The sequence below is a fragment of the Flavobacterium sp. RSP46 genome, from assembly GCF_003984825.1.
Taxonomy (GTDB): Bacteria; Bacteroidota; Bacteroidia; order Flavobacteriales; family Flavobacteriaceae; genus Flavobacterium.
Genome location: NZ_RYDM01000003.1, coordinates 273,930 through 298,296, shown reverse-complemented (window position 1 = coordinate 298,296; position 24,367 = coordinate 273,930). Strand labels below are relative to the sequence as shown.

The following is a 24,367-nucleotide window of genomic DNA, read 5'->3' as shown; positions in this document are numbered from 1 at the left end:
TTTTTTGTAATTAAAAACAATATTCATTTTCAGCTACTAATTTAACCGTTATTGTTTCTCTTAATCCTACAACATTTGGCATATTTGTATATTTAGTAAAACGACGTAGTCCCATCAACATCATACGTTGTTCATCGCCTTCAGCAAAGGAAATAACACTTTCTTTTCCTTTTTGAGTAACAATATCTACGGCTTTATACAAGTATAATTTGGCCATTGCAATTTGCTCTTGTACTTTAGTTTCTCCTTCTTTTTTGGCTAACTTCTCCGTTCTAAGGATTGTGCTTTCAGCCATATAGATTTCGATTAAAATATCTGAAGCGGCCATCAATAACTGTTGGTGTGCATCTAAATCCGGACCGTATTTTTGAACAGCTCCACCGGCTACCATTAAGAATGCTTTTTTTAATTTGCCAATCATTTCTTTTTCTTCTGCAAACAATTCAGAATAATCAGGGGTTTCAAAAGAAGGAATTCCCATTAATTCTTCTTGTACTTTTGATGCAGGTCCAAGTAAATCAACGTGACCTTTCATCGCTTTTTTAATCAGCATCCCTACTGAAAGCATTCTGTTGATTTCGTTAGTTCCTTCGTAAATACGGGCAATTCTGGCATCTCTCCAAGCACTTTCCATCGGAGTGTCCTCAGAGAATCCCATTCCGCCAAAAATTTGAATTCCTTCATCAGCACAATTTTGTACATCTTCAGAAACGGCTACTTTAAGGATTGAACATTCAATAGCATATTCTTCAACGCCTTTCAATTCTGCTTCCTGATGTGAAACTCCTTCGGCTTCACGAGCTATAATTCTGTCTTCAATATCTTTTGCAGCGCGGTAGGAAGCGCTTTCTCCAGCGTAACAACTTGTAGCCATTTCTGCTAGTTTTGCACGGATAGCACCAAACTGAGAAATTGCAGTATTGAACTGGATTCTTTCATTAGCATATTTCACTGAACCTGAAATAACTCTGCGCTGTGCATCCAAACAAGCAGCTGCTAATTTGATGCGACCTACATTCAAAGCGTTCATGGCAATTTTGAAACCGTTTCCTCTTTCGGACAACATGTTTTCTACAGGAACTTTTGTTTCATTAAAGAAAACCTGACGCGTAGAGGAAGCACGTATTCCTAATTTATGCTCTTCTTCGCCCATTGATATTCCGTTATCAGCTGTGTTTTCTAGGATAAAACCAGTGATATTTTTATCATCACCAATACGGGCAAAAACGATAAACAATGAACAAAATCCAGCGTTTGAAATCCACATTTTTTGTCCTGTGATTTTGTAATGTGTACCATCTTCTGATAAAACAGCTTTTGTTTTTCCAGAATTAGCATCAGATCCTGCGCCTGGCTCTGTTAAACAATAGGCTCCAAACCATTCGCCAGAAGCTAATTTTGGAACGTATTTTTGTTTTTGTTCTTCTGTTCCGTACAAAGTTATTGGCATAGTCCCAATTCCGGTATGTGCTCCAAAAGCAGTTGAGAATGAACCTGTTGCTCCCGAAATATAATCACAAACCAACATTGTTGATACAAATCCCATTCCTAATCCACCATAAGCTTCAGGTACAGCAACTCCTAAAAGTCCTAAGTCCCCAGCTTTTTTCATGGTTTCTTGTGTATACGCATAATCCTTTTTCTCAAAACGATCTTTGTGTGCCCACAATTCTTTATCTACAAATTCTTTTACAGAGTCACGCATCATTAATTGCTCTTCTGAAAAATCTTCTGGTGTAAAGATATCTTCGCACTTTGTTTGTTTAACTAAAAACTGACCGCCACGGGTTACGTTTTTTTCAATTGTATCTGCCATTTCTTGTTATTTTAAATGATGAATTTTATTTATAAATTGAATTGTCAATATTGTCATTCCAAACAAGGAGGAATCTCAGTAGCTAATTCTGCATTAATAGTAAAGATTCCTTCTTTGTCGGAATGACAAACGGATGGAAATCTTTGACTACAAAAGTTCGTAAACCCCAGCAGTTCCTTGTCCAGTTCCCACACACATACTCACAATTCCGTATTTGTTGCCTCTTTTTTTCATTTCGTCGAAGAGTTGAACAGACAGTTTTGCTCCGGTACAGCCCAGTGGATGTCCCATTGCAATTGCTCCACCGTTGACGTTTACGATATCAGGATTCAATCCTAATTCACGAATTACGGCTAACGATTGTGATGCAAAAGCTTCGTTTAATTCAATTAAATCAACATCATTTAATGTTAATCCTGCTTGTTTCAATGCTTTTGGAATCGCTTTTACCGGGCCAATTCCCATTAATCTTGGTTCTACTCCTGCCGAAGCGAAGTTCACCAAACGAGCAATAGGAGTAAGGTTCAGTTCCTTAACCATTTCTTCGCTCATGATTAGAACAAAAGCGGCTCCGTCACTCATTTGAGAAGAATTCCCGGCAGTTACACTTCCGCCTTCTTCAAAAACAGGACGTAAACCAGCCAAAGCTTCTACTGAAGTTCCAGCTCTCGGGCCTTCATCTTTATTTACGATATAGGATTTGGTTTCTTTTTTACCATTTTCATTGATAAATGTTTGTTCTACCGTAATAGGAACAATTTGTTTGTCAAATTTGCCTTCGGCTTGTGCTTTAAGAGCTTTCAGGTGTGAGTTGTAAGCAAACTCATCTTGGTCTGCACGAGACACATTGAATTGTTTGGCAACAGCTTCTGCAGTTAGCCCCATTCCCCAATAGTAATCTTCGTTCCCCGCTTTTGCAACAGCATAATCCGGAGTTGGTTTGTACCCTCCCATTGGAATAAAACTCATGCTCTCGGCACCACCGGCAATAATACAATCTGCCATTCCCGATTGAATTTTGGCTGTAGCCATACCAATTGTTTCTAATCCTGACGCGCAATAACGGTTTACGGTTACACCTGGTACATCTTCGATTTTCAATCCCATTAAGGAAATTAATCGTCCCACGTTTAGTCCTTGTTCTGCTTCTGGCATGGCATTTCCTACCATCACGTCATCGATACGTTTTTTGTCAAAATCAGGCAACTCATTCATCATAAACTGAATGGTTTCTGCTGCCAATTCATCAGGACGTTTAAATCTAAACACGCCTTTTGGGGCTTTCCCCACGGCTGTTCTGTATGCTTTTACTATATAGGCTGTTTTCATTTTTTTTTTTTTTAAGAGTTGAGAATATAGAGAATAAATAATAGACTTTAAATTTTGTTTTTAATCTATATTCTATTCTCCTTGTTCTATTTTCTAATTGCGTAACGGTTTTCCTTTGGTTAACATAAACTGGATTCTTTCTAATGTTTTTCTTTCTGTACAAAGAGATAAGAATGCTTCACGTTCCAGATCCAATAAATATTGTTCGGTTACTAAAGTTGGTTCTGATAAATCTCCACCAGCCATAACATAAGCTAGTTTGTTAGCGATTTTCTTGTCGTGTTCCGAGATGTATTTTCCGGCTTCCATTTGGTCTGTTCCTACTAAGAACATTCCCAAAGCTTGTTTTCCAAGAACTTTTACGTCGCTTCTGCGAATTGGTTGTGTGTAACCTGCTTCTGCCATTAATAAAGCGTGTTTCTTTGCTTCAGCAATCTGACGGTCTTTATTCACAACGATGATATCTTTTCCGTGTTGTAAAAGTCCGGTATCAAAAGCTTCGTAACCTGAAGTAGATACTTTTGCCATAGCGATCGTCAAGAAATATTCTTGCAATACGTTCAACTCCACATCATTTTTATGGAATAAATCTGCAGCACGCAATGCCATCTCTTTAGATCCGCCACCGCCAGGAATAACTCCAACGCCAAATTCTACTAATCCCATATACGTTTCGGCTGCAGCAACAACTTTATCAGCGTGTAAGCTCATTTCGCAACCACCGCCAAAAGTCATTCCGTGTGGCGCAACCACAACTGGAATTCCGGAGTAGCGCACGCGCATCATTGTGTCTTGGAACATTTTGATGGCCATATTCAGCTCGTCGTATTCTTGCTCGACGGCCATCATGAAAATCATTCCTATGTTAGCACCCACAGAGAAATTCGCTGCCTGATTTCCAATAACCAATCCTTGATATTCTTTTTCAGATAAGTCAATCGCTTTGTTGATCGCCTGTAAAACATCGCCACCAATCGTATTCATTTTAGACTGGAATTCTAAGTTCAAAATTCCATCTCCTAAATCTTGAATAATAGCGCCGCTATTGCTCCACACTTTTTTGCTTTCGCGTATGTTGTTCAGGATAATAAAGGCATCCTGACCAGGAACCTTAGTTGCAGATTTTGTTGGAATATCATAAAAATAAGTAGCACCTTCTTTTATTGAATAGAAACTTTTAGTTCCATTAACAAGCATATCAGTTACCCAAGCAGCTGGTTCAAGGCCTTCCGCTTTCATCATTTCGATTCCTTTGGCAACACCAATGGCGTCCCAAATTTCGAAAGGACCATTTTCCCATCCAAAACCGGCTTTCATGGCATCGTCAATCTTGTATAATTCATCTGAAATTTCAGGAATTCTGTTGGAAACGTAAGCAAACATTCCCGCAAAACTTTTACGGTAAAATTCGCCTGCTTTATCTTTTCCTTTTACCAAAACTTTAAAACGGTCAATAGGTTTATCAATCGTTTTTGTCAGTTCTAAAGTGGCGAAAGACGCTCTTTTAGCCGGACGATATTCTAAAGTATCTAAATCCAATGATAAAATATCCTTGTCTACTTTTTTATAAAAACCTTGACCAGTTTTGCTTCCCAACCATTTGTTCTCCATCATTTTGTTGACAAAATCCGGCAATTTAAACAAATCGTGTTGCTCGTCATTCGGACAATTTTCGTAGATTCCGTTGGCAACGTGCACCAAAGTATCCAATCCAACTACGTCAACAGTTCTGAAAGTAGCTGATTTTGGTCTTCCAATAACTGAACCGGTCAATTTATCCACTTCTTCAATCGTCAATCCCATTTCTTTAACTAAATGAAACAAACTTTGAATCCCATAAATCCCGATTCGGTTTCCAATAAACGCTGGAGTATCTTTGGCCACGACCGAAGTTTTACCCAAGAATTTGGATCCATAATCCGTAAGAAAATCCAAAACTTCCGATGCTGTGTGCGGGCCAGGAATGATTTCGAATAATTTCAAATAACGCGCAGGGTTAAAAAAGTGTGTCCCGCAGAAATGCTTTTGGAAATCGTCGCTTCGTCCTTCACTCATAAAGTGAATTGGAATTCCAGATGTATTTGAAGTTACTAGAGTTCCCGGTTTTCTGAATTTTTCAATTTGTTCAAAAACCATTTTCTTGATGTCTAACCGTTCTACAACAACTTCAATAATCCAATCCACAGTAGCGATTTTCGCCATGTCATCTGTGGTATTTCCAGTAGTAATTCTGCTGGCAAATTTTGGATTGTAAATAGGAGAGGGTTTCGATTTCAGGGAATTGGCCAAATGCTCATTTACCAATCGGTTTCTAACGATTTTGCTTTCTAAAGTCAGTCCTTTTTTAGCTTCCGCTTCGGTAAGTTCTCTTGGAACAATATCTAATAACAGAACTTCAACTCCAATGTTAGCAAAATGACAAGCAATTCCTGAACCCATAATTCCGGATCCAATCACTGCAACTTTTTTAATTGTGCGTTTCATATAAATAATATTTGATTTTCATTAGAAAATGACAGCGCTATTTTTATTGAAGGATTTCAATTTTGGCGGTGTCATTCGCTGTTTTTTCAGTTTGTTCCGCCAGTTCGCTGGCGCTCGTGTGCGTAAATATATTTTTCTCTTGAATTAATTCATTGATGGCTTCTGCAACTTCAATAAAGTGCTGCAGTTTCTCTTCCGAAATAGTTTGTTTCACCGTTTCATTGAATTTCAACACCGTATTTTTTGACAATTCTCTTTTTTCTTTACCAAAATCCGTGAGGTAAATCAATACTCCACGGCCATCCACTGGATTTTTCTTGCGAATAATCAAGCCTTTTTCCTCCATAGATTTAAGGGTTCTGGTTAAGCTGGTAGCTTCCATTCCCATTTTTGGTCCTAATGAGGTCGATGGCGTCCCACCTTCCTTATCAATACTCAATAAAGCGAACCCAGTAGCCATGCTCGCATCGTATTTCGAAGCTTCTTCATTATACATTCTGGCCACTGCTTGCCAGGTGGCACGTAAAATATAATCTATCGTTTTATCTTTCATAAGTAACTATATCGTTTTCAAATATAATAAAAAATACTATGCACGCATAATATATTAAAACATTTTTTTGTTAAAAAGCATTAAATATAAAAAATCTCCACTGAAATAGAGGAGATTATACTCTTTTTTTAAGAGTAATTAATTTTTTGGTCGTATCCCTGCGTAAAAAACTCCGGGTCGGGCTGTACGTTGTATCCACGCTAAAAAGCGTGGGATGCCACTTCCATCCCTTACGCAAATCCTGCTGAGGAGAATGATTGGGGATTTTAATTTAATTGTTGGGATTATGGATTTACGTAATAAGTAGTTTACTATCGTTAAATTTGATTTTTGAGTTTATTGTTCTCGACTAAAAACCAAAAAACCACGAAAATCAATTCGTGGTTTTTTATAGTATCTTTTATTTAACCCTTCTTAAACTCCCCTTTATCCACATCTTTCAAGAACTTAATCACACCCGGAAAATAGGTTTTTGGGTCATCGTATTGTGAAAGGTGACTTCCGTTAGGACAAAACAAGAAACGTCCGTTTTGGACTTCGTTAGCAATCCATTTCATGTGTTCGGGATCCATAGTATCGTATTTAGAACCAATACTCAAGGTTGGAACAGTAAGGGTTTTTAGTCTGGCTTTGACATCCCAATTTTTAAGGGAGGCATTTCCAGTGATGCCAAATTCACTGTGGCCTTGCATAAAAACATATACATTAGGATTAATGTGCTTGAAACATCTGTTGATGGATTCTGGCCATTTTTCGAGTGGCATTCTCAAAATATGTTCCGTGTAGTAATGTTTGAACAGTAATTCGCTGTATTTTGGATTATCAAAATCATTATTTTTTTCGATATCCTGTAATTGCTTTAGGATTTTAGAATCCATTTGCGGTGCCAGAACGTCTTTTGCGTAAGCGTTATATTCCTGAGCACTCGCCATCATATTTGAGATAATTAATCCTTTCAGGTTTTTTTGGTATTTCAAAGCGTATTCCATTGCTAGGATTCCGCCCCAAGATTGTCCCATCAGGTAAAAATTAGAACTGTCCAAGCCTAATGCGATTCGCACTTGCTCGACTTCCTCCACAAAACGTTCATTGGTCCACAAACTGTTGTCGTTGGGTTGGTCGCTGTAATACGAGCCTAACTGATCGTAATAAATGTATTCAATGCTTTCGTTGGGAAAATAACCGTCAAAGGCCTCGTATAATTCATGGGTCAAACCTGGGCCGCCGTGCAGCAACAACACCTTTATTTTAGGATTATTGCCCACTCGTTTGGTCCAGACTTTAAACGTGCCTTTTGGCGTATGAATCGGAATCATTTTGATGCCGCCTGTGAGTTGGTCGTCCCGTTTGGAGAAATCTAAATAATTTGCTTTTATGGAATCTTCCTTTGGTTTTTCCTGACAATTAGAAAAAAAGAACACACTGACAACGGAGTAAATCAAGACTTTTAGTTTCATAACGGCTAGTTGTAGATTTTATGGAATAAATCAATGTATTTTTCCATTACTATTTTTCGTTTTAGTTTCAGGGTTGGCGTAAGCTGTCCACCTTCCACAGACCATAAATCCGGCGTTAGCTCAAAACGTTTTATCTTCTCCCAATTTCCAAATTTTTCGTTCAGATTGTCAATTTCCAATTGGATTCTTTCGATTACTTTTTCGTTGGCAATTATTTCTTCATTGCTTTTTCCTATGTTGATTCCGTGGATAACGGCCCATTCTTTGATGAAATCAAAACTCGGCTGAATAAAGGCAGCCGGCATTTTTTGACCGTCACCAATAACCATAATTTGTTCAATGAAACGCGATTGTTTCATCGTATTTTCGATTAATTGTGGGGCAATATATTTACCACCTGAGGTTTTGAACATTTCTTTCTTACGATCCGTGATTTTTAAGAATCCGTCTTCGTCAAAAATTCCAATATCACCAGTGTGAAAATAGCCGTCAGTTATTACTTCATTGGTCAATTTCTCATCTTTGTAATAGCCCATCATTACGTTTGGTCCTTTACAAAGGATTTCGCCGTCTTCAGCAATTAATACTTCCACATTATCAATTACTTTACCCACCGTTCCCACTCTGAAACCACCATTTCTAATATCATTTACAGAGATTACCGGAGAGGTCTCGGTCAATCCGTAGCCTTCCATAACTGGGATTTCGGCAGCGGCAAAAATGCGGGCTAGTCTTGGTTGCAAAGCAGCGCTTCCGGAAACCATTAAATCGAGGTTTCCACCCAAACCTTCCTTCCATTTACTAAAAATCAGTTTGCGGGCAATTTTGAGTTGTAATTCATACCAAAAACCATTTTTGCCATACGGCTCATAGATTAAACCTAAGTCAATCGCCCAAAAAAATAGTTTCTTTTTGACACCGGTTAACTCCGTTCCTTTAGCGTATATTTTATCGTATACTTTCTCTAAAAGTCTCGGAACGGCAGTAATTACTGTTGGTCTTACTTCTTTTAGATTGTCACTAATTTTATCAATTGATTCGCCAAAATATACTGAAACTCCGTAATATTGGTATAAATACAAAATCATTCTTTCAAAAATATGGCAAATAGGAAGGAAGCTTAAAGCACGGCTTTTTCCGGCTTCAAACGGAATTCTCGAAGCACTGTCTAAAACATTCGATACAATGTTTTTATGAGAAAGCATGACTCCTTTTGGTCTTCCCGTTGTTCCGGAAGTATAGATTATTGTGGCTAAATCTTCAGTTTTTACGTTATTTTTGCGTTGTTCCACTTCGTTTTGGTTTCCGTTGTCTACGCCAAGAATCAGTAATTCATTCCAGTTGGTGCAACCTTCTATTTCGTTGAAGGAATATACTTCTTTGAGTGTAGGAACTTTATGTTTGATGAGGTTTACTTTTCGAAGCACTTCGGCATCCGATACGAAACAGTACATAGAACCGGAATGGTTCAGAATATATTCGTAATCTTCTTCTGAAATGGTAGGATAAATGGGAACGGTTTGTGCGCCGGTTTGCAACACACCAATATCCATAATATTCCATTCGGTTCTGTTATTAGAAGAGATGATAGCAATTTTATCGTCTTTTTGAACACCCATTCGGAGTAGTGCTCTCGAAACGGCATTGGCTTTAGCGATATATTCCTGTGTAGATGTTTTGATCCAAACTCCATTTTGCTTTGTTGTTAAAGCATCCGGAATGGAATTGTATTTTTCTTGCTGATAATAAGGGAAATCAAAAAGGCGGGTGATATTTGTCATTATAGAAAATATTGGATTTGATTGCAAATTAAAAAAAAAATAAGGATAAATTTTAAAAATTAGAAATTATATCGCAAAATTATGAAAGGATTGTTACTATTTAACGAAATCGTTTTCATGAAGTAAAATTTTAGTGTAGGATTATAATAAAAAAGCGTGTACGGCCGTGCGAGATTTTCCGGCTTCGTACCCTTTTCAATGTGCCGTTAAACTTTAGTGCCTAGTCACTAATGTGAACTATAAAGTTTTTGTAACGCAGTTATATAATCTATTCTGTAAAAAATCTTAAAGAAATTTTTAACGATCCGCATTATAAATATTATAATTTGTGTCTTAATTTAAGTATGTACTCGTTGCAAACGAGCACCAAAGAACATGGATAAACGAGCGCCAGTGAGGAAAAGCGTTCACTAGATCATTAGTATTTACAGAGAATCGTTGGCGCAGTTTTGAAAACCGTATCAATTCCAATTAGCCACTAAAATAAATCTAATAAAACCAATTCTAATTCATTTTCTAATCCGGTCTTCGGTTTTTAGGGCTTTATTCTTAGCAGACATTTTTTGTTTTAAAAACAGCAAAAAGCCCTGAATTGCTCATAGTTTTTTGCATTGTTTGCTCTCTGTTGTGGGCACAGTTTGTAAAACTGCGCTAACGATTGTGGTATATTAGCGCGGTCAGGTACATTTTAATTTATAAAATTAACAAAAAATTGGAACGTATACTTTTTTTGAAAAAAAAATTCTAAATTATTTTAAAACTTCTTTTAAGAAAGAATTCATGCGCTCCCAAGAACGTATAGCAGCTTTTTCGTTATACGCTGCTCCTTTTGAATTATCATTACCAGCTTCAATTTCAGTAAAGGCATGTACGGAATTTGCATAATAAATCATTTCCCATTCTGCTTTTGTATCTCTCATTTCTTGTTGAAAGGACGATACTTCCGTTGCTGGCACATAGGTGTCGTCAGCACCATGTAAAACCAGGATTTCAGCCGTGATTGGATTATTTACCCTTGCGGCATCATGTCCTAAACCTCCGTGAAAAGAAACTGCACCTTGAATTTTCATTCCCGCTCTTGCGGCTTCCAGTGCTCCTGTTCCGCCAAAACAATAGCCTATTACTACGATATTGGCAGGATTTGCGCCTGCTTTTACTAATTGGTCTAAAGCAAGTTGAATGCGTCTTTGATAATCAGCTACATTTTTTTTGTAAAAACCAGCTTGCTTTCCGGCTTCTTGTGTGGTTCCGGGATAATTCCCTTGGCCATAAATATCTGCTACAAATGCATAATAGCCCATGCTTGAAAGTCTCTCAGCAGATTGTTTTGAATGTGTATCGATTCCTTTCCAAGCGGGAAGGATTAGAATTCCGGGTTTTGTTTTGCTTCCTTTTTTAGGTGCAATAGACAAGCCATTTAATTGTTGGTTTCCATCCGTGTATTTGACGGATTTTAATTGTGCAAATGTGTCATTGGAAAACAAAAAGAATCCTAAAAAGGCAAAGAAAATATTTTTCATATTAGATATTTTTATTTTTACAAATGTCTCAATCAATTTATCCTAAAACTAAGACTTTGATTTTTTAATTGATGATGTGATTTTTAATTCTTATGGCGTACAGACAAGCGATTACTCGCCGGGATGATATGTTTTTTCGGCATTTTTCTGGACATCCTCTTTATAAAATAATACGTCTTTGAATTGTCCTTTTCGGTACATTTCAGCTTGATCGTAAAAATGTTTCGATTTTGAATCACCGCTATTTCCTCCCGCAAGTAACGATTTGGCTTTTATTTTTGGTCCAAATTCCACCGCACACACAAAACTATTTCCGTTAAATCCGTAGCGTTTTTTGGTATCTTTTTGATAATTGCTTTTAAAAGCAGGTAAACTTCCCCAAAGCGCTGGTCCATAACTAATAGGTAAACTTTCCAAAGCATCACTATAAACCAGATTTATGTCGCCTGATGTTCTCTGGAAACGATTGATTTCGCCCCAAGGAATTTGCCAAGTACCAAATTTTATTTTCAATTCGTTTATCACCATTTGCAATTGTGGAATCAGTTGATCTGGAAACGCATTTTTAGCAAAATCACGGGTATTTTCTACTTGGTCCTTTTGGCCCTGATCAATATATACTTTTTGAATAATGGGGTTTAATTTATAAGCCCATTCCACAGCTAAGGTGGTAGCCACAGAATTTTCCCGGGCGTAATAATCCCAGTTTTTCAATAAGGTTATCGGTTCTGACAGTTCTGTATAAAGCGGATCTTCGGGGCTGATGTTTTTCTCAAAACTGGAAATTAAGGATGGAATTAACACTTCGAGAGCCGTTAGTTTCGTGTCGTAACCGTCAGCAATCACTTTGTCTAGTGTATATTTATTGCCTTTGTTCAATAATCGTACAGCATTTAATCCTCTGAAACTTTCTCCGTCTGGAGCCATATAAGGCAAGTAATTTTCTTCTTTTGGACTATAATCTCCTGCCACGGTATATGGTGTAGAATTACAGTTTTGTAACCAGCCGTTTATAGGATTATAAGAATGTACTGTTTCTGAAACTTCATGTAATCCTTTCCATTGTGTAGCCGGTGTCGTACCGTCCATTACTTTTGACCAATTTAGGTTTTTGTCCCGAATGGGAACAAAATTCCCATGCCAGTAGGCAATGTTTCCTTCTTTATCGGCATAAACAGTATTGTTTGAGGTATTGGCTTTCAAATCCATTGCAGTTTTGTAGTCTTCAAAACTTTTTGATTTTGTTCGTATCCAACTTTGTTCCAGACTTTTCATCGAACGGTTATTGGATTTTAAGCTAATCCATTTCCCGTCTCTTTTGGCCATGATTGGACCGTGATTGGTATAATAAGTATTGAATGTTTTAGGAATCAATTTTCCATTTTCCAGATACTTGATGGTTATTTTTTTCTCGACAACTGGAACTAATTTGGTATCGTATTCGTAAAATAGTTTGTTGTTTTTGGTCACGATTTTCTCGGCATACATATCCGCAACATCAACACTTGAGGAGGTATGCATCCAGCCACAGTTTTCGTTAAATCCTTGGTAAATAAAAAATTGTCCCCAAGTAACGGCTCCATACGCATTCAGCCCTTCTTGACTGCTCATCTGTATTTCTGGCCTGAAATAAAAAGTGGTATGCGGATTAATGTATAAAATGGCATTCCCAGACGCTGTTTTTGAAGGTGCAATTGCAAATCCGTTAGAACCCGTTTGTACGTCTTTTTCTCGTTCTATATAGGCTACTTTATCGGTGTTTCCCGAATAAAAAGCTTTCAATTCTCCAGTAGAAAGATCAGCTGTGCTTATGGCTCCAATACTTCCGTCAGTCCAAAGCAATGGAAACCAAGGCTCAAAATGAGTTAATAAAGCGGGTTTTACTTCGGGGTGATTGTATAGATAAAAGTTGATTCCGTCCGCATAACTGTTTAATAATTTTTTCAACCAAGGCGCTGCTTTTTTATAATCGTTTTTAGCATCTTCGGTATCGATTAAAAGTTTAATTTCTAAATCATTGTACAAAACGGACTGTCCTTTGATTTCGGAAAGACGGCCCAGTTTTTCAATGTAATTCATTTCTACCCGTTTGAAATCGTCTTCACATTGTGCGTACAGCATTCCAAAAACGGCATCTGCATCCGTTTTGCCATACACATGCGCAATTCCCCAATTGTCTCTGATAATAGTGACTTGTTGCGACATTTTTTTTAGTCTTTCTAGTTCTTGGTTTGATATCTTTTGTGAAAACAGGGAGCAACTAAAACAAAAAATTAAAACTGCAAGGGGTAAATGGTTCTTGAAATACGTCATTATTATTGAATTTTAATTAGAGACTTACGTTTCGTTTAAATGCACACCCCAGTTCGATTATGGAATCTGTTTTGGCAATACCCGGAATAGTGTCTATTTTTTCATACAGAACTTTACGCATGTGCTCATGATTTTTGGCAATTATTTTTATATAAAGGGTAAAAGATCCGGTGATATAATAGCATTCCGTTATTTCTGGAATGTTTTTCAGTTCCTCAATAATCCGGTCAGAATCTTGGTCTTTATTCAAGGTAATTCCTGTGAATGATCCCCAATCATATCCAATTTTCTTTTCATTGATGACCGGTTTTATTCCGATAAGTATTCCTTGTTCTGTTAATCTGTTCATGCGCTGATGCACCATTGTATTTGATATTTTTAGATTGGCTGCAATAGCAGAATACGCCATTCTTCCATCTTTCTCTAATTCTTTGATAATGTTGATATCAAACTCGTCTAATATATCCATGTTGGTTTACTTATAAATGATGCTTTTTGTGTTTGTATAAAAGTACTTATTTTTATTTATATTGGAATAGTTCTATTATTTGAATTTTATATTTAAAAAATGACTTTTTTTCATGTAAATTAAGTAATTTATTTAAAATAATACTTTTAAAAAAGTCAAAATATTTATTTTTATTGTCAATTTAAAAAAAATCTGTAGTTTTGTACTTTGTAATATCAAAATAGGAATATCATGACACACACAGAACAAAACCTTTCTTCAAAATCGGAAGCGTTAATAGCTAAAGAAAATCAATACGGAGCACACAATTACCATCCTTTACCTGTGGTTTTAGAAAGAGGCGAAGGGGTTTATGTCTGGGATGTAGACGGAAAAAAATATTATGATTTTTTATCGGCCTATTCTGCCGTAAACCAAGGGCATTGTCATCCAAAAATTGTGGATGCAATGATAAAACAAGCACAAACATTGACCTTAACTTCACGTGCTTTTCATAATGATCAACTAGGACCTTTTGAGGAATATGTGACTAAGTATTTTGGTTTTGATAAAGTGTTGCCCATGAATACAGGTGCTGAAGCAGTGGAAACTGCTTTGAAATTGTGTAGAAAATGGGCCTATGAGGTAAAAGGAATTCCTGAAAATCAAGCACAAATCATTGTTTGTGAAAACAATTTTCACGGAAGAACAACAACAATCATTTCATTTTCGAATGATGAGAGTGCCCGTAAAAACTTTGGACCATTCACTGCTGGATTTATTAAAATTCCGTACGATGATGTTGACGCTCTAGAAAACGTATTAAAATCAATCCCAAATATTGCCGGATTTTTAGTGGAACCAATTCAAGGAGAAGCGGGAGTGTATGTTCCTGCCGAAGGATATTTAGCAAAAACAAAAGCGCTTTGTGAAGCACATAACGTTCTATTTATCGCGGATGAAGTGCAAACAGGAATTGCACGCACGGGAAGATTATTAGCAACTTGCGGAAATTGTGACTGTAAAAAAGGATGTGAAGGCAGACCGGAAGTAAAACCAGATATCCTTATTCTAGGAAAAGCTATTTCGGGCGGTGTGTACCCAGTTTCGGCAGTTTTAGCGAATGATCCCATTATGAATGTGATTAAACCAGGACAACACGGTTCCACTTTTGGAGGAAATCCTGTTGCAGCGGCTGTGGCTATTGCTGCACTGGAAGTAGTGAAAGAGGAAAATTTAGCACAAAATGCGGCGTACTTAGGCGAAGTTTTAAGAACAGGACTTAACGAAATTGCTTCCAGAAACCCATTAATTACGTTGGTCAGAGGAAAAGGATTACTGAACGCCATAGTTATCAACAGTGGTGAAGAATCTGATTTAGCCTGGAATATTTGTATGAAATTTAGAGATTATGGATTATTGGCAAAACCAACACACGGCAACAAAATTCGATTTGCACCACCATTAGTAATTTCAGAACCTCAAATACAGGAATGTTTGGGTATAATTGAGCGAGCTCTAAACGATTTCAAATAATTTTAAGTACAATGGGAAAATCTATAAAATTAATAAAGAACAGATCCGATATAGGTGCTGGTACACGAGGATCCGACTTAGGGATTGATGCTATCGAAATTGCGGCAATCAATCAAAACAGTGATTATTTTAATCAGTTTGAGTTTGAAGATGTCAAAACGCACAACGAATCCATATATGATAAAAACCGAAGTTCTTCGGCTAAACGAATTGAGCATGTAGTGGAGCAATGCACCAGAGTTTGTAATGCAGTACAGAAAAATTTAGCAGGAAATTATTTTCCAATTGTTTTATCAGGTGATCATTCTTCGGCATTAGGAACATTAAGTGGTATAAAAGCCGCTTTTCCGGAACAAAATATCGGGGTGTTTTGGATTGATGCCCATGCGGATTTGCATTCACCTTACACTTCGCCATCCGGTAATATTCATGGAATGCCACTATCTGCGGCTCTTGCGGATGATAATTTGAGTTGCCAGAATAACGAAGTGCCTCCGGAAACCCAACAGCACTGGGAAGACATGAAAAATATAGGTTGTAAGGGACCGAAAGTTTTGGCAGAAAACCTGGTATATTTTGGCGTTCGGGATACCGAAGAAGAGGAGGATAAGCAAATTGAAAAATTGCAAATCAAAAATTATAAAGTTGATGAAGTGCGGTATCGCGGTTTACGAAAGTGTGTCGCGGAAGCATTAACTAAACTATCGCATTGTGAAGTGCTATATGTTTCTTTTGATGTGGATTCTATGGATTGTGATATGATTTCTTACGGGACTGGAACACCGGTTTCCAAAGGTTTTGATCAGTATGAAGTAATAGCGATCATCAAACAAATTGTTCAAACCAAAAAAGTAGTTTGTATCGAATTTGTCGAGATTAACCCATTATTAGACACCAAAGGAAATAAAATGGCAGAAACTGCTTTTGAAGTTTTAGAAGCCATTACCTCAGAACTAGTTATTTCTGCAGAATAATTTTTTTTAGCGTGTATAAAAAAGCCCGAAATCAGTTTTAGATTTTTGGCATTAGCCAGCCGGGCAATGAATTGTGTTCGGCAGGAGAAAAAAGCGTTAGGCTATCCCCAACATGTTGCCAGGTACCACCGCATTTTTCTTCTTTATCCAGGAGAAAAACGTTTAATTTATTGCGTTTTAAATAATATCCGCAAGCCAATCCGCTTTGTCCACCACCAATGATAATGACCTCTTTAATTTCATTCATTCTGTTTTGAATCTGGATTAAATTCTATTTTAGTTTTTTAGATCTCCACAGATTTACTGTTTTAAAACAAGTTTAAAACAAAAGAGAGTCTGTAATAAAATAGTTGAGTTCTCTAGTAGCGGAACATTTAAGAGGTTCCAGTTTTTGGGTCTAATTCGGGTTTTGTATAATATTTTTTTCTAAACCAAAAAGCGACGTTTACCAATGCAATTAGCGCCGGAACTTCGACCAGTGGGCCAATAACGCCGGCAAATGCTTGTCCGCTGTTGATTCCAAAAACGCCAATTGCAACTGCAATAGCCAATTCAAAATTGTTTCCGGTTGCCGTAAAAGCGATTGCGGTAGATTTAGAATAATCAGCACCAAAATACTTTCCGAGAAAAAAACTGATCACAAACATTAAGGTGAAATAAATGACAAGAGGAATAGCTATCCGAACTACATCCAGGGGGATTTGCACAATTAATGCGCCCTTCAGACTAAACATTAATATGATGGTAAATAACAAGGCCACTAAAGTAATAGGAGAAATAAAAGGTATATACTTGTTTTGAAACCAAGTTTCGCCTTTGAGTTTTATAAGACCATACCGGCTGATTATTCCCAAAGCAAATGGAATTCCTAAATAAATACCTACGCTTTCTGCAATTTGACCAATACCTATCGTCACATTAAAACCGGTATAGCCAAAATACGGTGGCAAAATGGTTATGAAAACATACGCATATACGCTGTAAAGCAATACCTGAAAAATACTATTCAAAGCGATTAATCCAGCGGCATATTCTCTATTACCGTCGGCCAGATCATTCCAAACCACTACCATCGCAATGCATCGGGCTAATCCGATCAAGATGACTCCAATCATGTATTCCGGATATCCATTTAGGAAAAGTAAGGCTAATGAAAACATGAGGATTGGGCCTACCACCCAATTCAGGAACAGGGAAGCACCCAATACTTTGGTGTTTTGGAATACGTCTCCCATTTTACTATAATTCACTTTGGCTAATGGCGGATACATCATTAAGATTAAACCAATGGCGAGTGGGATATTAGTTGTTCCGCTGGAAAAAGAGTTGATAAAATTCCCACTGGAAGGGATGAAATTCCCTACAGCAACACCAAGTGCCATTGCAAGGAAGATCCAAAGGGTTAAAAATCGATCTAGGAAACCTAGTTTTTTTCTTTCTGCTGCGGGAAAACAAGTAGATGCTGACATATTTATAATTTTATTTGGGAGAAGACATAAAACATTTCGGTGGCAATCTGTAAACTTCGCTCCTGATATTTTTCGGCTTGTTGCGGAGTGTTGTCAAATGCTTTTGGATCTTCAAAAGTAATTGGGATACGTTTTTCAGCACCAGCGATAAAAGGACAGCCTCCATCTGCTTGAGAGCAAGTCATAATCGCTGCAAATTCATTTTTCGGATTAAAATCATCATCGTAGGTCTTGGAAAAACCAATAATAGGAGGCTCATTTTCTCCATATTTTATGCTGTAAATGGGATTATTTCCTGCTGTGATTGCTTTGATTTTGAATCCTGATTGTATTAAAGTTTGGGCAACCATAGGAAATAAAGCAGTTGCTTCGGTCCCACCAGAATAGCAAAATACATTTTTTATATTGAAATATGCTGCGGCTGTTTGTGCCCAAACTTGTGCCAGATGACTTCTTCTGGAATTGTGTGTGCAAATCAAATTCAATCTGATCTCTTGTTGATGGGCTACTTTTGTCTGAATAAAGTCAATTAGCGGTTGCAAAATAATTTTGCGTTCAACTGAAATATCTTCAAAACCAAAGGCAGCTATTTGTGTTTCTATTTCTGGAAACAAGTTTGTTTTGATTAATGTCATATCTTAGTTTTAAAATTAACAACAGCCACCACCAGGGGTGCAAGTATTGGTTTGACTTGGAATTTCGGATAATTTTACTTTTTGTTTCTCGGAAGGAATTCCGCATTGATCCTCTGCCAAACAAGCCGTTTGCTTGTTGATTAAGGTAAATGCTGTTCCGTTGAAACGAATGTCGTATTTCCCAATAGTTTCTGATTGGAATTCGACTTCTACTTCATAATCTTCAATGCCCAGTATTTTTTCTGAAAGCGCAATAATTTCTAAAAGTTTTTTTGGTTTTAGGCGGTGTTCAAAGTCATTGGCATCCCATAATTGAAAATTTACCACAGTTTCTTTTCTAACTTTTCCACCGCAGTCAATAAAATTTTTAGTGATCAAACCCACTTCAGTTACATGGAAATGTTCAGGAACAAAGGTTCCGTTTGGTAATACAAAAGCAACATTGTCTAATGTGATCAACTCTTTTTTAATTTCGGATAGTTTCATTATTTTTGTAATTTAAAAATTAACAGCATTGATTTTTCTTGTTTTCTAAATAAGTATTGATGTGCTGAAAAAAGCCTTTTATTTTATTAAAGCCTTCTTCGTTTAGGCAATAACAAATTGCATTTCCTTCAAAATTGCCTTTTATGAGTCCGGCATTTTTAAGTTCCTTCAGGTGCTGCGAAACCGTAGGCTGGGCTAGAGGCAGTTCGTTTACAATATCACCGCACACACAACTATCCACCTTGATGAGGTGTTGAATAATAGCAATACGTGCAGGATGGCCTATGGCTTTGGCTAAAGTTGCCAATTCGTTTTGCTCGTCTGTGAAATGGTCTGATTTAGTAATTCCCATCGTTATATATTTATATTGCAATATTACGATATAGATTTGAAATAAACAAATGATATTGATTTTTTTTAAGATAGTGTTGGTTTTTAAAAGTTACCTTTAAAAATTAAAGTTCAAATACTTCTTTTGGGATGGCGTGAAACCCCACTGATCGTACTTGATCTTGAATAACACTTACAGGAATCATCTTGGAGGTGTGTATTGTAAATTCTCTAGGGAAAAGATCAGTATTCAAAAGGACGTCTATTATTCCGTCTAACTTCAGCAGACTTGCTTTAATTTCTAATAAATCTAAATCTTTGATCGCATTGGTACCAAAAATTTTACCATGATTTCCTGGAATTACATTGTCAGTGAGTATGCTCATGATTTTGTGTTTTAAATTAGTTGTTTTTAGGTGTCTAAGTATTTTAAGATTAGTTGTTTATACTTTTTAAAACGAATAAACAATCATTTTTAAGTTTTAAAATGCAATAGGTTTACTAAGAAAAAATACGAATGCACCGGAACGGTTTCAAAAAGGATATCGCTACTCTAGTGTTAAATAAATTTGCGTAAGATTACGCTTTATTCACCTGTCCGATTGTTATTTTATACTGAAATAAGCAGCATGAAAGATATATTGTCGCAATTATTAAAAAGAGTTTTGTCATAGATTTGAAGGTTTAAAACGATTTTTAAAGCTAAATGACGAATTAATTTGTGTTAATCTGTGAAATCGGTAGTAAAGAAATTTAGAGTTTTAATAAAATACGATATTAAATTGTAGCTATTATTTTTTAGTACATGACAAAAATATATTTTAATAAAAATCGATACAATAAATAATAATTAATCAGTAAAAACACTGAAATTTAGTATATTAAAGAATTATTACCAGATAATATTTCTAATGAGAAACATCGGTCTTGAGAGTAAAGATACAGCGTTAATTTCAGTTTTGCAAATTCATTTTAAAGTCAAACTCGATCTAGTTAGGGTCAGGGTCAAGCTTATTTGTTTATTTATAACCGCTTTTTGTCATGTAAGTAAGTCGAAAGTTTAAAAGTCGTAAAGTCAAAAGAATTAACTTTAAGTAAAACAGCTTTAAATCAGATTTTTACATGATTTTTACATGATTTTAAAATACGACATTATACCATGGTTATTACTTATTTAAAATTGATTCAGTAGAATATTTTGATTCCGTGTCTTGTCCATTAGCTCCTGAAGGTCGAGGAAGTTACCTCGAATTAATAAGTACCACTCTGGATAATAATTTAGCTTCAAGTTGGGTAGCTGCCACCGCTGACGGGCTCTTAACTCAATCCTATCACTACTATTTTGAAAATTCAGAGTATTACTCCCATCAGAGGCATTAAAGTATTAATATGTTAGGCGCTTTAGTTCAAGAGATCAAAGTAACTTTGGAAGCGGCAAGTATGGTTTTAAGTTCTTATTCTAGTGAGATGTATTTTATTACGGTCTATAATCAGGACGACATCACCCGAACAATCATAAAAAAATAAATTTAATAAATAATAGGAATCATTATTAAGAAAAGTCGCGAAAAATGTCATATTTTCACACGGCTTTTCTTATGTTTAAGAGAATAAAATGGAGCAGTAGTTTTTCTAAAGCTTTTTTTTAGTGCTGTTTTTCTTTTGAAAATAGTTGAAAATCAGAAAGTAATTTTAAGTGCAGCCATTTAATAAGAAGGAAACTGCGGCTTATTATTATTATTAAAAGGGATTGATTATTTGCTATTCAATGTTTAATCCCAAAAAAAGTGTGTATTAGTTTTATAATCAGCTAGTAGCATTCGAGAAATAATCAGTTTCAGCAGTGTACCGTTTTATAGAATCTTGGGGTGTTTTGAGTTTAAAAAAAGTTTCGGTGTGATCATAAGAGTTTATAATTAAATTTATTTTACATTTGTTCATTAAATTTCGATAAATGATAAACAATGTAAAAAATGTGTTCAGTATAAAAGATCTTGAAAATCTTTCAGGTATAAAAGCGCACACCATACGAATCTGGGAAAAAAGATACAATATTTTGCAACCCATGCGTACCGACACTAATATTAGATTGTATGATTTAGTGAGTTTGCAAAAACTGTTAAATATTACATTGTTACACGATTATGGCTATAAAATCTCAAAAATAGCAACCTATCCTCAAGAAAAAATACCCTCTTTAGTACGTGAAATAATTTCGAGCAAAACAGCAAAAAGTCATGCCATAAGTGAATTTAAAATGGCCATGATGAATTTTGATCAGGAGCTGTTTTTTAATACTTATAATTGGTTAATTGCAGAAAAATCATTTAAGGAAGTATTTCATCAAGTCTTTATACCATTAATGAATGAACTGGGATTATTATGGCAATCGGACACGATAACTCCAGCCCACGAGCATTTTATCAGCTACTTAATTAAACAAAAATTATTAGTTAACACCGAAAAACTTCAAGTTTTAAAGCAAACAAAAGTAGATAAAGTTTTTGTCCTGTCACTTCCTATGAATGAAATTCATGAATTAGGTCTGATGTACCTGAATTATGAGATTTTATTGCATGGCTACAAAACTATTTATTTAGGAGAAAGTATGCCTATTGAAAATCTGAAAGACTTGAAAAAACATTTTGATTCCATTATTTTTGTTTCCTACCTTACAGTACAACCCGAAAGATGTCAACTCGATGGATACATTCAAAAAATGTCCGATGAGTTGGTGGATGATACGACTGAATTATGGTATATTGGTCGTATGATTGAGTTTATAAAAGAAGAGGAACTTTCAGATCGAATTACTCTTTTTAGTTCAATTACTGAATTGGTAGATTGGATCTAGTTATTTTTTGTTTAAACATTTTGTATATTTGCTAAACAAATGAAGAATATAAAAAAAATTACAATTATAGGTTCTGGATTCTCGGCTTTATCCGCTTCCTGCTATTTAGCAAAAAGTGGTCACGATGTGACTGTATATGAGAAAAATGCAACAATTGGAGGGAGAGCACGACAATTAAAAAAAGAAGGTTTCACCTTTGATATGGGACCAAGTTGGTACTGGATGCCAGACGTATTCGATCGCTTCTTTGCTGATTTTGGAAAGAAAACCACTGATTATTACGAATTAATAAAATTAGCACCAGCCTACCGCGTGTACTATGGAATTGATGATTTTATTACCATAGCAGATAATTTAACGGATATTACAATCGCTTTTGAAGCCATCGAAAAAGGAAGCGGCAGCCTGTTAAACGAATTTATGGCTGAGGCCAAAAGTAATTATGACATCGCCATCAAAGATTTAGTGTATCGCCCCGGGATTTCTCCACTGGAATTAATAACAGCAGAAACAGCCATGAAAGTGGGTCAGTTTTTTAGTACTATCAGTAAAGATGTTCGTAAGAAATTCAAAAACGAAAGATTGATTCAAATTCTGGAATTTCCGGTTTTATTTCTTGGAGCCAAGCCATCTGATACCCCGTCATTTTACAGTTTCATGAATTATGCTGATTTTGGTCTGGGAACTTGGCATCCTAAAACAGGAATGTTTGATGTAGTTCGGGGTATAGAAAGTTTAGCAAGAGAGTTGGGAGTGAAATTTCAAATGAATTCCAACATCGAAAAAATCATCGTAGTGCATAAAACAGCCAATTCAATTCAGGTAAATGGAGAAATCATTACCTCTGATGTAATTCTAAGCGGAGCCGATTACCATCACACGGAAACATTATTGGATATGGAGCACCGTACTTATTCTGAAAAATATTGGGACAGTCGCGTTTTTGCACCATCATCATTATTGTTTTATGTTGGTTTCAATAAAAAAATAAAAAACATTTCACATCATGCCTTATTCTTTGATGTTGATTTTTATCAGCATGCCAAAGACATTTATGATGAACCACAGTGGCCAAAAGAACCCTTATTTTATGCTAATTTTCCATCAGTGACAGATGAAACTGCAGCTCCGGAAGGAATGGAATCAGGGTTTTTTCTAATACCTTTAGCTCCCGGAATCAACGATACTGAAGCACTCCGAGAAGAATACTTTGAAAAAATAATGGATCGTTTCGAAACTTTAACACAACAAAAAGTACGCAATACTATACTATTTAAACAATCCTTTTGTAAAAATGATTTTGTATCAGAATACAATTCATACAAAGGAAATGCCTACGGAATGGCAAATACATTATTGCAAACTGCCTTTTTGAGACCTAAGTTAAAGAGCAAGAAAGTGAAAAATTTATATTTTACCGGTCAATTGACCGTACCCGGACCAGGTGTTCCACCAGCATTGATTTCCGGAAAATTAGTGTCTGAGTTAATTAACAAACAATTTTTAGCACAACAATTATGAAACAATTATTTGATGATGTATCTTTTAAATGTAGCAAATTAGTCACTAAAAACTACAGTACCTCTTTCTCTATGGCGGTTTATATGCTCTCGCCCAGTATTAGGGATGCCATTTATAGTATTTATGGTTTTGTCCGTTTTACGGATGAAATTGTGGACACTTTTCATGGTTTTGACAAAGAAAATTTGATCACTGAGTTTGAGGATGAATACTACAAAGCGATTGACAGAGGGATTAGTTTAAATCCCATCTTAAATTCTTTTCAGCAAACGGTGAAGAAATACAACATCTCTGATGATCTCGTTCAGGCGTTTTTAAAAAGCATGAAATTAGATTTAATCAAATCGGATTATCACAGTAAAGCAGAGTATGATGATTACATTTATGGATCGGCTGATGTGGTGGGTCTTATGTGTCTCAAGGTTTTTGTTGCCGGAGATCACAAACGATATGAGCAACTGAAAAACGAAGCCATGCGACTGGGATCTGCGTTCCAGAAAGTGAATTTTCTTCGGGATTTAAAAGACGATAATCTTGTCCTGAACCGGAATTATTTCCCAGGAGTCGATTTAAATTCCTTCGATGAAAATGCTAAAGCGGCTATCATTAATGAAATTGAAGCAGATTTTAAAGTAGCCTATGAAGGAATTGTAAAACTTCCTATTGAAGCTAAGTTTGGCGTATACACCGCTTTTGTGTACTACAAAAAACTATTAAAAAAGCTAGAAAACACTCCGTGTCATGAAATTGGAAGTGCAAGAATCCGAGTTTCTAACTACACCAAAGCCGGATTACTGGCAAAATCTTTTGTCTCTTATAAATTGAAGTTAGTTTAAGTTACAGCTTGTTTTTAAATATTTT

At 36.0% G+C, this 24,367-nt stretch carries 21 protein-coding genes; 6 read left to right on the top strand and 15 right to left on the bottom strand.

Annotated features, from left to right (window positions below):
* Nucleotides 1-10 precede the first annotated feature (10 nt).
* The 9 genes from EKM01_RS07600 to EKM01_RS07560 all read right to left on the bottom strand — a co-directional run bounded on the left by EKM01_RS07600 (nt 11) and on the right by EKM01_RS07560 (nt 13,722).
* Nucleotides 11-1,816: an acyl-CoA dehydrogenase family protein gene (locus tag EKM01_RS07600; RefSeq protein ID WP_126556028.1), complete on the bottom strand. Its 1,806-nt coding sequence runs from the start codon at nt 1,814-1,816 to the stop codon at nt 11-13.
* 147 nt (nt 1,817-1,963) lie between these two features.
* On the bottom strand, nt 1,964-3,145 hold the full coding sequence (locus EKM01_RS07595; protein WP_126460675.1) for an acetyl-CoA C-acyltransferase: 1,182 nt from the start codon (nt 3,143-3,145) through the stop codon (nt 1,964-1,966).
* Between the two features lie 93 nt (nt 3,146-3,238).
* Nucleotides 3,239-5,629, bottom strand: a complete 2,391-nt coding sequence (locus EKM01_RS07590; protein WP_126767641.1) for a 3-hydroxyacyl-CoA dehydrogenase/enoyl-CoA hydratase family protein — start codon at nt 5,627-5,629, stop codon at nt 3,239-3,241.
* Nucleotides 5,630-5,672: 43 nt separating this feature from the next.
* On the bottom strand, nt 5,673-6,182 hold the full coding sequence (locus EKM01_RS07585; protein WP_231507419.1) for a MarR family winged helix-turn-helix transcriptional regulator: 510 nt from the start codon (nt 6,180-6,182) through the stop codon (nt 5,673-5,675).
* 404 nt (nt 6,183-6,586) lie between these two features.
* The gene (locus EKM01_RS07580; protein ID WP_126515481.1) at nt 6,587-7,639 is read right to left on the bottom strand and encodes a proline iminopeptidase-family hydrolase; all 1,053 of its coding nucleotides are present in this window, start codon (nt 7,637-7,639) and stop codon (nt 6,587-6,589) included.
* Between the two features lie 5 nt (nt 7,640-7,644).
* The gene (locus EKM01_RS07575; RefSeq protein ID WP_126460681.1) at nt 7,645-9,420 is read right to left on the bottom strand and encodes a long-chain fatty acid--CoA ligase; all 1,776 of its coding nucleotides are present in this window, start codon (nt 9,418-9,420) and stop codon (nt 7,645-7,647) included.
* Between the two features lie 749 nt (nt 9,421-10,169).
* Nucleotides 10,170-10,940: a dienelactone hydrolase family protein gene (locus EKM01_RS07570; protein ID WP_126576836.1), complete on the bottom strand. Its 771-nt coding sequence runs from the start codon at nt 10,938-10,940 to the stop codon at nt 10,170-10,172.
* Nucleotides 10,941-11,051: 111 nt separating this feature from the next.
* Nucleotides 11,052-13,145, bottom strand: a complete 2,094-nt coding sequence (locus tag EKM01_RS07565) for a penicillin acylase family protein (RefSeq protein ID WP_233589310.1) — start codon at nt 13,143-13,145, stop codon at nt 11,052-11,054.
* Nucleotides 13,146-13,269: 124 nt separating this feature from the next.
* Nucleotides 13,270-13,722 (bottom strand): Lrp/AsnC family transcriptional regulator, encoded by a 453-nt coding sequence (locus tag EKM01_RS07560; protein WP_126454003.1) that lies wholly within the window; start codon nt 13,720-13,722, stop codon nt 13,270-13,272.
* Nucleotides 13,723-13,953: 231 nt separating this feature from the next.
* Here EKM01_RS07560 and rocD point away from each other — a divergent pair, with 231 nt between their 5' ends.
* Nucleotides 13,954-15,237, top strand: a complete 1,284-nt coding sequence (gene rocD / locus EKM01_RS07555; protein WP_126767638.1) for an ornithine--oxo-acid transaminase — start codon at nt 13,954-13,956, stop codon at nt 15,235-15,237.
* Between the two features lie 11 nt (nt 15,238-15,248).
* Nucleotides 15,249-16,211 (top strand): arginase, encoded by a 963-nt coding sequence (locus tag EKM01_RS07550; RefSeq protein ID WP_126460693.1) that lies wholly within the window; start codon nt 15,249-15,251, stop codon nt 16,209-16,211.
* Nucleotides 16,212-16,248: 37 nt separating this feature from the next.
* Here EKM01_RS07550 and EKM01_RS07545 read toward each other — a convergent pair whose 3' ends face one another.
* From EKM01_RS07545 to EKM01_RS07520, 6 genes are all read right to left on the bottom strand, one after another.
* Entirely contained in the window at nt 16,249-16,458 is a 210-nt protein-coding gene (locus EKM01_RS07545; protein ID WP_126563954.1) for an FAD-dependent oxidoreductase, read from the bottom strand.
* A gap of 127 nt (nt 16,459-16,585) precedes the next feature.
* Nucleotides 16,586-17,680, bottom strand: a complete 1,095-nt coding sequence (gene arsB / locus EKM01_RS07540; protein ID WP_126767635.1) for an ACR3 family arsenite efflux transporter — start codon at nt 17,678-17,680, stop codon at nt 16,586-16,588.
* Nucleotides 17,681-17,682: 2 nt separating this feature from the next.
* A complete protein-coding gene (locus EKM01_RS07535; RefSeq protein ID WP_126576832.1) occupies nt 17,683-18,315 on the bottom strand; it encodes a low molecular weight phosphatase family protein in 633 nt (210 codons plus the stop codon).
* A gap of 15 nt (nt 18,316-18,330) precedes the next feature.
* On the bottom strand, nt 18,331-18,801 hold the full coding sequence (locus EKM01_RS07530) for a DUF6428 family protein (RefSeq protein ID WP_126556047.1): 471 nt from the start codon (nt 18,799-18,801) through the stop codon (nt 18,331-18,333).
* 19 nt (nt 18,802-18,820) lie between these two features.
* Entirely contained in the window at nt 18,821-19,153 is a 333-nt protein-coding gene (locus EKM01_RS07525; RefSeq protein WP_126460708.1) for a helix-turn-helix transcriptional regulator, read from the bottom strand.
* Between the two features lie 103 nt (nt 19,154-19,256).
* Entirely contained in the window at nt 19,257-19,517 is a 261-nt protein-coding gene (locus tag EKM01_RS07520) for a heavy-metal-associated domain-containing protein (RefSeq protein ID WP_126460711.1), read from the bottom strand.
* A 1,003-nt stretch (nt 19,518-20,520) separates the two neighbouring features.
* Here EKM01_RS07520 and EKM01_RS14555 point away from each other — a divergent pair.
* From EKM01_RS14555 to EKM01_RS07505, 4 genes are all read left to right on the top strand, one after another.
* Nucleotides 20,521-20,658: a hypothetical protein gene (locus EKM01_RS14555; RefSeq protein WP_158614851.1), complete on the top strand. Its 138-nt coding sequence runs from the start codon at nt 20,521-20,523 to the stop codon at nt 20,656-20,658.
* A gap of 427 nt (nt 20,659-21,085) precedes the next feature.
* On the top strand, nt 21,086-21,985 hold the full coding sequence (locus EKM01_RS07515; protein ID WP_197037229.1) for a MerR family transcriptional regulator: 900 nt from the start codon (nt 21,086-21,088) through the stop codon (nt 21,983-21,985).
* Nucleotides 21,986-22,024: 39 nt separating this feature from the next.
* Entirely contained in the window at nt 22,025-23,506 is a 1,482-nt protein-coding gene (locus tag EKM01_RS07510) for an NAD(P)/FAD-dependent oxidoreductase (protein ID WP_126767632.1), read from the top strand.
* Complete coding sequence (locus tag EKM01_RS07505; RefSeq protein WP_126767630.1) at nt 23,503-24,342, top strand: phytoene/squalene synthase family protein; 840 nt, start codon at nt 23,503-23,505, stop codon at nt 24,340-24,342. Before EKM01_RS07510 ends, EKM01_RS07505 begins: the two co-directional genes overlap by 4 nt.
* Nucleotides 24,343-24,367: the final 25 nt, after the last annotated feature.

Bases quoted from the DNA above. Each gene is read 5' to 3' on its own strand.
- EKM01_RS07600 (WP_126556028.1), bottom strand. From the start codon at position 1,816: ATGGCAGATACAATTGAAAAAAACGTAACCCGTGGCGGTCAGTTTTTA.
- EKM01_RS07595 (WP_126460675.1), bottom strand. From the start codon at position 3,145: ATGAAAACAGCCTATATAGTAAAAGCATACAGAACAGCCGTGGGGAAA.
- EKM01_RS07590 (WP_126767641.1), bottom strand. From the start codon at position 5,629: ATGAAACGCACAATTAAAAAAGTTGCAGTGATTGGATCCGGAATTATG.
- EKM01_RS07585 (WP_231507419.1), bottom strand. From the start codon at position 6,182: ATGAAAGATAAAACGATAGATTATATTTTACGTGCCACCTGGCAAGCA.
- EKM01_RS07580 (WP_126515481.1), bottom strand. From the start codon at position 7,639: ATGAAACTAAAAGTCTTGATTTACTCCGTTGTCAGTGTGTTCTTTTTT.
- EKM01_RS07575 (WP_126460681.1), bottom strand. From the start codon at position 9,420: ATGACAAATATCACCCGCCTTTTTGATTTCCCTTATTATCAGCAAGAA.
- EKM01_RS07570 (WP_126576836.1), bottom strand. From the start codon at position 10,940: ATGAAAAATATTTTCTTTGCCTTTTTAGGATTCTTTTTGTTTTCCAAT.
- EKM01_RS07565 (WP_233589310.1), bottom strand. From the start codon at position 13,145: ATGTCGCAACAAGTCACTATTATCAGAGACAATTGGGGAATTGCGCAT.
- EKM01_RS07560 (WP_126454003.1), bottom strand. From the start codon at position 13,722: ATGGATATATTAGACGAGTTTGATATCAACATTATCAAAGAATTAGAG.
- rocD (WP_126767638.1), top strand. From the start codon at position 13,954: ATGACACACACAGAACAAAACCTTTCTTCAAAATCGGAAGCGTTAATA.
- EKM01_RS07550 (WP_126460693.1), top strand. From the start codon at position 15,249: ATGGGAAAATCTATAAAATTAATAAAGAACAGATCCGATATAGGTGCT.
- EKM01_RS07545 (WP_126563954.1), bottom strand. From the start codon at position 16,458: ATGAATGAAATTAAAGAGGTCATTATCATTGGTGGTGGACAAAGCGGA.
- arsB (WP_126767635.1), bottom strand. From the start codon at position 17,680: ATGTCAGCATCTACTTGTTTTCCCGCAGCAGAAAGAAAAAAACTAGGT.
- EKM01_RS07535 (WP_126576832.1), bottom strand. From the start codon at position 18,315: ATGACATTAATCAAAACAAACTTGTTTCCAGAAATAGAAACACAAATA.
- EKM01_RS07530 (WP_126556047.1), bottom strand. From the start codon at position 18,801: ATGAAACTATCCGAAATTAAAAAAGAGTTGATCACATTAGACAATGTT.
- EKM01_RS07525 (WP_126460708.1), bottom strand. From the start codon at position 19,153: ATGGGAATTACTAAATCAGACCATTTCACAGACGAGCAAAACGAATTG.
- EKM01_RS07520 (WP_126460711.1), bottom strand. From the start codon at position 19,517: ATGAGCATACTCACTGACAATGTAATTCCAGGAAATCATGGTAAAATT.
- EKM01_RS14555 (WP_158614851.1), top strand. From the start codon at position 20,521: ATGTTAGGCGCTTTAGTTCAAGAGATCAAAGTAACTTTGGAAGCGGCA.
- EKM01_RS07515 (WP_197037229.1), top strand. From the start codon at position 21,086: ATGATAAACAATGTAAAAAATGTGTTCAGTATAAAAGATCTTGAAAAT.
- EKM01_RS07510 (WP_126767632.1), top strand. From the start codon at position 22,025: ATGAAGAATATAAAAAAAATTACAATTATAGGTTCTGGATTCTCGGCT.
- EKM01_RS07505 (WP_126767630.1), top strand. From the start codon at position 23,503: ATGAAACAATTATTTGATGATGTATCTTTTAAATGTAGCAAATTAGTC.